Genomic DNA, 417 nt, shown 5'->3' with positions numbered 1-417 from the left:
TCAGTTGAGTTTTCTTGAATTATTTTTATATGTTCTATTAATTCTTTAGGATAGGTTTTTGAGTTTTCAAGACTAGTGCTAAGCTCTTTTATTCTAGCTTTATAAGAATTTATAATGCAATTATTATCATCTTTGCAATCACTAATGCTTTTTAGAAATTCATCTTGGTCTTGCTTTATTTCTTTTGTAATATAAGGAAAGCTTTTATAAATACTATCTAGCTCTATTTTTAACTTATTTATTTGATATAAATAAATATTTGTAATTAGTAAAATCATTAATATTTTAAACATAACTCTCCTTTATTTTTCATATCATAGCATTATTTAAGAATATTTCTTGGTTTATAAATGTGTTTAAAAGTTAAAATATGATTTTTAAATTCTTAGAATTTAAAATGGATAATTAAATATTTTT

General features: G+C 19.9%; 1 protein-coding gene. It reads right to left on the bottom strand.

What is annotated here, in order from left to right; all coding sequences use genetic code 11:
* The coding region (locus AVBRAN9333_RS09460) for a hypothetical protein (protein WP_336609915.1) at positions 1–293 on the bottom strand (293 nt) is incomplete at its 3' end.
* Positions 294–417 lie beyond the last annotated feature (124 nt).

It is taken from the genome of Campylobacter sp. RM9333 (genome assembly GCF_020137705.1).
Lineage (GTDB): Bacteria > Campylobacterota > Campylobacteria > Campylobacterales > Campylobacteraceae > Campylobacter_E.
The sequence above is the reverse complement of the archived record's forward strand: the minus strand, read 5'-3'. Positions and strand labels throughout refer to the sequence as shown.